The sequence below is a fragment of the Cellulomonas pakistanensis genome (genome assembly GCF_016862755.1).
In the GTDB taxonomy this organism is placed as follows: domain Bacteria; phylum Actinomycetota; class Actinomycetes; order Actinomycetales; family Cellulomonadaceae; genus Cellulomonas; species Cellulomonas pakistanensis.
In genome coordinates, this window is record NZ_BONO01000025.1 from 66,135 (window position 1) to 72,620 (window position 6,486).

Here is a 6,486-nt window from a genome sequence, read left to right on the forward strand (position 1 = left end):
CCGCGGCCGGTAGCGTGGGGGCATGAGCACCGAGCACCCCGCCGCGCCCGCCGGCCAGCACGACACCAGGGCGGCCGAGGGCGAGGTCGTCCGGATCGCCCAGGAGCTCATCCGGTTCGACACGTCGAACTACGGCGACGGCTCCGGCCCCGGCGAGCGGTCCGCCGCCGAGCACGTCATGGCGCTGCTCCACGAGGTCGGGCTGGAGCCCGAGCTGATCGAGTCGGCGCCGGGCCGTGCGAACGTCGTCGTCCGCCTGGAGGGCGAGGACCGCACCCGGCCCGCCCTCGTGCTGCACGGCCACACCGACGTCGTCCCCGCCGAGGCGAAGGACTGGAAGGTCGACCCGTTCGCCGGCGAGGAGTTCGACGGCATGGTCTGGGGCCGCGGCGCCGTGGACATGAAGGGCATGGACGCGATGATCCTGGCGGTCGTCCGCCAGCTGGTCCGCGACGGCCGGAAGCCGGCCCGGGACGTCGTCGTCGCGATGTTCGCCGACGAGGAGGCCGGCGGGCGGTACGGCGCCCGGCACCTCGTCGACCACCGGCCCGACCTGTTCGAGGGCGCCACCGAGGCGGTGTCCGAGGTCGGCGGGTTCTCGGTCGACGTCCACGGCCGCCGCGCCTACCTGCTGCAGACCGCCGAGAAGGGCATCGCCTGGCTGCGGCTGGTCGCTGACGGCACCGCCGGCCACGGTTCGGCGGTCAACCCGGACAACGCGGTGACGGAGCTCGCCGGCGCGATCGCGCGGATCGGCGCCTACCAGTGGGACACCCGGCTCACCCCGACGGTGCTCGCCCTGCTCGAGGGCGTCGCGGACCTCACCGGCCTGCCGCTCGACGTCGACGACCCGCTGGCCATCGACCGCCTGATCGGCGCGCTCGGCCCGGCCCGGCGGTTCGTCGGGTCGTCGATCCGCACGCTCGCCAACCCGACGCAGCTGCAGGCCGGCTACAAGACCAACGTCATCCCCGGCCGCGCGACCGCGACCGTCGACGTCCGCCCGCTGCCCGGCGACCACGAGGCCGTCCTGGCCAGGGTCCGCGAGCTCGCCGGCCCGACGGTGCGCGTCGAGCCCGAGCACCTGGACATCGGCCTCGAGGTCCCCGCGACCGGCTCGCTCGTCGACACGATGACCGACGTGCTGCGGGCGCAGGACCCGGAGGCGGTCGTGCTGCCGTACATGCTCTCGGCCGGCACCGACAACAAGTCGCTCGCGCGGCTCGGCATCAACGGCTACGGGTTCGCCCCGCTGCGGCTGCCCGCCGACCTCGACTTCACCGCGCTGTTCCACGGCGTCGACGAGCGCGTGCCGGCCGACTCGCTGCGGTTCGGCGTGCGCGTGCTGGACGGGCTGCTGCGCGAGGCCTGAGCGCGCTGCGGTCGCGGCCGCCGCGCCGCCCGCGCGGATGACGGAGGGCGGCCCCCCGCGGGGTGCCGCCCTGCCGTCAGTCGCCCAGCGCGCCGAGCGTGGACCGGACCCGGATGATCCGGCGCCGCAGCCACACCTTCCGCTCGCCGCCCGCGTAGAGGAGGGTCCGGGCCAGCTCCCACCGGCCGTACTCCGCCTGCTCCGTGAGCAGCCGGCGGGCGTCGCCGCGACTGGTCGTCCGGGGGATCGTGAGGACGCGGTACTCGTACTGCCGCGCCTGCTCCGGGCCGCCCGGGCGTCCCGAGCGCGTCGTGCCTGCCATGCCCACCGCCTTCCGATCGGGTCGTGGTGCCATTGTGCCTGGTGCGGCGCTACGGTCGTGGCATGGCTATCGACCCGCGCGCGGCCCTGGACCGCCTCATCGCTGCGCTCGAGGCGCACTACACCGCCGTGTCCACGCCGCACGGGGACGACGACCCCGCCGTCGACGACGCGTACGACGTGCTCGCGGACGCGTTCGAGGTCTACGACGACGCCCTCGGCGCGGAGTACGGCGAGGCGACGCCGTTCTACCTCGCGGAGGACGACGAGGACGACGACGACCACGACGACGAGCACGAGGACGAGGACGACGAGTACGACGCCGACGACCTGCCGGGGGAGTCGTACGACGACGAGGACGACGACGCGCTGCACCCCTGAGCCCGCGGGCGCCGCGGGTCAGCGGCGCTCGGGGTAGCCCGTCGCCGGCGCGCTGACCTCGTCCAGCGCCCGCAGGATCTCCGGCGGCAGCTCGACGTCCTCCGCCGCCAGCGAGGCCCTGAGCTGGGCGGGCGTCCGCGCGCCCACGACCGCCGACGCGACCTGCGCGCGCACCCGCAGCCAGGCCAGCGCGACCTCGAGCGGCGCGCGGCCCAGGCCGTCCGCGGCGATGACGACCGCCTCGACGACCGCCGCGGCGACCGACCCGAGGTACGGCTCGACGAACCCGGCCAGGTGCGGCGACGCGGCGCGCGAGTCGGCGGGCACCGTGCGCCGGTACTTGCCGGTGAGCACGCCGCGGCCGAGCGGCGACCACGCGAGCACGCCCACCCCGAGGTCCGCGGCGGCGGGCAGCACCTCGCGCTCGATCCCGCGCTGCAGCAGCGAGTACTCGGCCTCGACCGCCGCGAGCCCGGGGTCCTCGCCGAGCAGGGTCGCCGCGCGGGCGACCTGCCAGCCGGGGTGGTTCGACAGGCCGACGTACCGGGCGCGGCCGGAGTCGACCGCCCGGCGCAGCGCGCTGACGGTCTCGGCGAGCGGGGTGCGCGGGTCCGGGGTCTGCACGAGGAACAGGTCGACGTGGTCGGTGCCGAGCCGGCGCAGCGACGCGTCCAGGCCGTCCAGCAGCGCCCCGCGGGACGCGTCGACGACGCCGCCGTCCGGCGTGCGCCGCACGCCCGCCTTGGTGCACAGCACCACCTCGTCGCGCGGGACCACCCCGCCGAGCAGGGAGCCGAGCAGCTCCTCGGCCCCGCCGTCGGCGTAGGACGCGGACGTGTCGACCAGCGTCCCGCCGGCCTCCACGAAGTCGCGCAGCTGCTCGGCGGCGTCGTGCTCGTCGGTGTCCCGGCTCCAGGTGAGCGTCCCGAGTCCGAGGTGCGAGACCCGCAGGCCGGTCCGTCCGAGCTGGCGCTGTTCCATGCCGTGAGGGTATCCGGGCGGCCGGGGCTCACGGGCACGCACGTGACCAGCGGCTATCGTGGCGCCTCGTGGCAGCGCACCCGAGCACCCCGTCCGAGATCGGCACCGGCGCATGAGCGTCTGGGAGGCGATCGTCCTCGGCCTGGTCCAGGGACTCACCGAGTTCCTGCCCGTGTCGTCCAGCGCGCACCTGCGGATCGTCGGCGAGCTGATCGGCTCGGGCGACCCCGGCGCGGCGTTCACGGCCATCACGCAGATCGGCACCGAGACCGCCGTGCTGCTGTACTTCCGGCGCGACATCGCGCGGATCTGCGTGCACTGGTGGCGGGCCGTGCGCGGCGACCTCGGCACCGACTGGCGGTCCCGGATGGGCGCGCCCGCCGGCGGCACCCCGGACCGGGACGCGCAGATGGCCTGGTTCATCGCGCTGGGCTCGGTGCCGATCGTGGTGCTCGGCCTGCTGTTCCAGGACGCGATCGAGGCGCCGTTCCGGAACCTGTGGCTGATCGTGCTCACGCTGACGGTGTTCGCGCTGGTCCTCGACTGGGCGGACCGCCGGTCCAGCAGCCGCCGCGAGCTGACCGACCTCACCCCGCGGCACGCGGTGTACTTCGGGCTCGCGCAGGCGATGGCGCTCGTGCCGGGCGTGTCGCGCTCGGGCGGCACGATCACCGCGGGCCGCCTCATGGGCTACAGCCGCGAGGCCGCCGCGCGGTACTCGTTCCTGCTGGCGATCCCGGCCGTGCTCGGGTCGGGGCTCTACCAGCTCGGCAAGAGCGTCGGCTCGTTCGGCGAGGCGGGCACGCCGGGCGTCGGCGTCACGGCGATCGCGACGCTCATCGCGTTCGTCGTCGGGTACGTCGTGATCATCGGCTTCCTCAAGATCGTCTCGACGTACTCGTACCGGCCGTTCGTGGTCTACCGGATCGGGCTGGCGGTCGTGGTGTCGCTGCTGCTGCTCACCGGGGTGCTGGACCCGCTGGCCGGGGCGTGACCCGACCGCGGGCCGGATCGAGGACCGGGCGCTCCGCGGTGCGCCCGGTCAGAGCCAGCCGGATCGCTTGAACAGCCGGAACAGCACGGCGACCGCACCCGCCATCAGGACGAGCGACAGCGGGTAGCCGAGCAGCCAGTGCAGCTCGGGCATGTGGTCGAAGTTCATCCCGTACACGCCGGCGATCAGCGTCGGCACCGCGATGATCGCGGCCCACGCCGACATCTTCCGCATGTCCTCGTTCTGCCGCACCGACACGCGCGAGAGGTGCACCGAGAGCATGTCGCCGAGCAGCGCGTCGTGCGCGTCCAGGTGCCGGTCGACCTTGCCCAGCACCGTGTCGAGCCGGCGCAGCCAGCGCATGGTGCGGGTCTCGCGGTTGCTGTCCTCCTGCTCCGCCACCAGCTCCGGGAACGCGGACAGCAGCGGGACCAGCGCGCTGCGCGCCTCGCCGACCTCGCGCTTGAGGTCGTAGACCACCTGGGCGGGGTCCGCGGAGCTCGGGCTGAACACCACCTGCTCGACCTCGGCTACCGCCTCGCCGATGCCCTGCTCGACGTCGCCGGCGCGGCGGACGAGGGCGATGAGCACGGCCGCGAACACGTGGCTGCCGCGGTCCTGGGGGAGGTGCTCGCCCTCGCCGTCGGTCAGCAGGTCGAGCACGTCGTCGAGCAGGCCCGCCGGGCCCTCCTCGGCGGTGACGGCGACGTCCTCGACGACCAGCGCCGCCCACACGCCGGTCCGGACGTCGCGCGTGGTGGGGTCGTAGGCGAGCGTCGGGCTCACGAGCAGCCGGCCGCCGCCGGGCAGCCGGCGCAGCTGCGGGCGCCGCACGTCGGCGGGCACCGCCGGCCCGTGCTCGGCGACCGCGCGCCGCACCACGGACTCGGGGACGCCGGCCTGGCGGGCGGCGTCGGCCAGCGCGTCCAGCGCGTCGACGTGCACCCACGCGACCGGCGGCTCCGGCGCCGCCAGGAGGGCCAGCAGCCCGTCCGGCTCCGTCTCGGACCAGCCGTCGCCGCCGTGCACCCACGCTCTCTCCACGGGGGCATCGTGCCGCGCTCGGGCGGGGGCGCGGACCCGACGCGCCGCCACCGCGCGAGGTGCGTGGCGTCGGTCACCCGGACGGTCCCGCGCGGCGGTCGGCCCGGCGCGGCCGGTACGCTCGACGCCGTGCTCACCTGGCCCGCCCCGCAGATCCCGCAGCTCCCCGGCCAGGGAGGCCCGGTCCACGTCCGCGACACCTCGACCGGCGACCTCGTGGTCGCCGCGCCTGGCCCGGACGCGACGGTCTACGTCTGCGGCATCACGCCCTACGACGCGACCCACATGGGCCACGCCGCGACCTACGTCGCGTTCGACCTGCTGGTCCGCGGCTGGCTCGACGAGGGCAAGCGCGTCCGGTACGCGTCGAACGTCACCGACGTCGACGACCCGCTGCTCGAGCGCGCCGAGGCCACCGGCGTCGACTGGCGCGAGCTCGCGGCGGACCAGACCGCGCTGTACCTCGAGGACATGACCGCGCTCGGCGTCGTCCCGCCGGACGTGTACACCGGCGCGGTCGAGGCCGTGCCCGACGTCGTCAAGGCGGTCGAGGCGATGCTGGCCGCCGGCTCCGCGTACGTCGTCGGCACGGCGGACGCGCACGGCCAGGGCGCCGGCGACGTCTACGCCGACCTGTCCGCCGACCCGGCGTTCGGCCAGGTGGCGCGGCTCGGCCGCGCCGAGATGCTCGCCCTGTTCGGCGAGCGCGGCGGCGACCCGGCCCGGCCCGGCAAGCGCGACCCGCTCGACCCGCTGCTGTGGCGCGCCGCGCGCCCCGGCGAGCCGTCCTGGGACGGCAACGACCTCGGCCCCGGCCGTCCCGGCTGGCACATCGAGTGCGCCGTCATCGCGCGCGACGGCATCGGCCTGCCGTTCGACGTGCAGGGTGGCGGCTCCGACCTGCGGTTCCCGCACCACGAGATGAGCACCTCGCACGCCCGCCTGCTCGAGGCCGGCGAGGGCGCCCGCACCCACGTGCACACCGGCATGGTCGGCCTGCACGGGCAGAAGATGAGCAAGTCGCTGGGCAACCTGGTGCTGGTCTCGCACCTGCGCGCCGAGGGCGTCGACGCGATGGCCGTGCGTCTCGCGATCCTCGACCACCACTACGCGTCCGACTGGGAGTGGACCGACGAGGTCCTGCACGCCGCGCAGGCCCGGCTCGACCGCTGGCGCTCGGCCGTGTCCGGCAACGGCGGCCCCGCCTCCGCCGGCCTGCTGGCCGAGGTGCGTGCCGCCGTGGCCGACGACCTCGACGCCCCGCGGGCGCTCCGGGCCGTCGACGCGTGGGCCGACGCCGCGCTGGCCGGCGGGCCGGACGCCGAGGTCGAGGAGGGCGCGCCGGGCGTCGTCGCCCGCGCCGTGAACGCGCTGCTGGGCGTGCGGCTCTAGC

7 protein-coding genes are annotated in these 6,486 nt (G+C 75.7%); 4 read left to right on the top strand and 3 right to left on the bottom strand.

The features are described from left to right. Positions 1 to 22: 22 nt before the first annotated feature. Entirely contained in the window at positions 23 to 1,372 is a 1,350-nt protein-coding gene (locus Cpa01nite_RS15195) for a M20/M25/M40 family metallo-hydrolase (protein WP_203669596.1), read from the top strand. Between the two features lie 76 nt (positions 1,373 to 1,448). Here Cpa01nite_RS15195 and Cpa01nite_RS15200 read toward each other — a convergent pair whose 3' ends face one another. Continuing rightward, on the bottom strand, positions 1,449 to 1,694 hold the full coding sequence (locus Cpa01nite_RS15200) for a DUF5703 family protein (RefSeq protein ID WP_147796572.1): 246 nt from the start codon (positions 1,692 to 1,694) through the stop codon (positions 1,449 to 1,451). 62 nt (positions 1,695 to 1,756) lie between these two features. On the opposite strand from Cpa01nite_RS15200, the gene Cpa01nite_RS15205 reads away from it, so the two are divergent. After that, complete coding sequence (locus Cpa01nite_RS15205; RefSeq protein ID WP_203669597.1) at positions 1,757 to 2,074, top strand: primosomal protein; 318 nt, start codon at positions 1,757 to 1,759, stop codon at positions 2,072 to 2,074. 18 nt (positions 2,075 to 2,092) lie between these two features. Here the strand turns inward: Cpa01nite_RS15205 and Cpa01nite_RS15210 are convergent, their stop codons facing one another. Next, the gene (locus Cpa01nite_RS15210) at positions 2,093 to 3,055 is read right to left on the bottom strand and encodes an aldo/keto reductase (RefSeq protein WP_203669598.1); all 963 of its coding nucleotides are present in this window, start codon (positions 3,053 to 3,055) and stop codon (positions 2,093 to 2,095) included. A gap of 112 nt (positions 3,056 to 3,167) precedes the next feature. On the opposite strand from Cpa01nite_RS15210, the gene Cpa01nite_RS15215 reads away from it, so the two are divergent. Beyond that, positions 3,168 to 4,049, top strand: a complete 882-nt coding sequence (locus Cpa01nite_RS15215; protein WP_203669599.1) for an undecaprenyl-diphosphate phosphatase — start codon at positions 3,168 to 3,170, stop codon at positions 4,047 to 4,049. Positions 4,050 to 4,097: 48 nt separating this feature from the next. On the opposite strand, the gene Cpa01nite_RS15220 is transcribed toward Cpa01nite_RS15215, so the two are convergent. Continuing rightward, entirely contained in the window at positions 4,098 to 5,093 is a 996-nt protein-coding gene (locus Cpa01nite_RS15220) for a CorA family divalent cation transporter (RefSeq protein WP_203669600.1), read from the bottom strand. A 129-nt stretch (positions 5,094 to 5,222) separates the two neighbouring features. Here Cpa01nite_RS15220 and mshC point away from each other — a divergent pair, with 129 nt between their 5' ends. Further along, positions 5,223 to 6,485, top strand: coding sequence for a cysteine--1-D-myo-inosityl 2-amino-2-deoxy-alpha-D-glucopyranoside ligase (mshC, locus tag Cpa01nite_RS15225; RefSeq protein WP_203669601.1), 1,263 nt, complete (start codon positions 5,223 to 5,225; stop codon positions 6,483 to 6,485). Position 6,486: the final 1 nt, after the last annotated feature.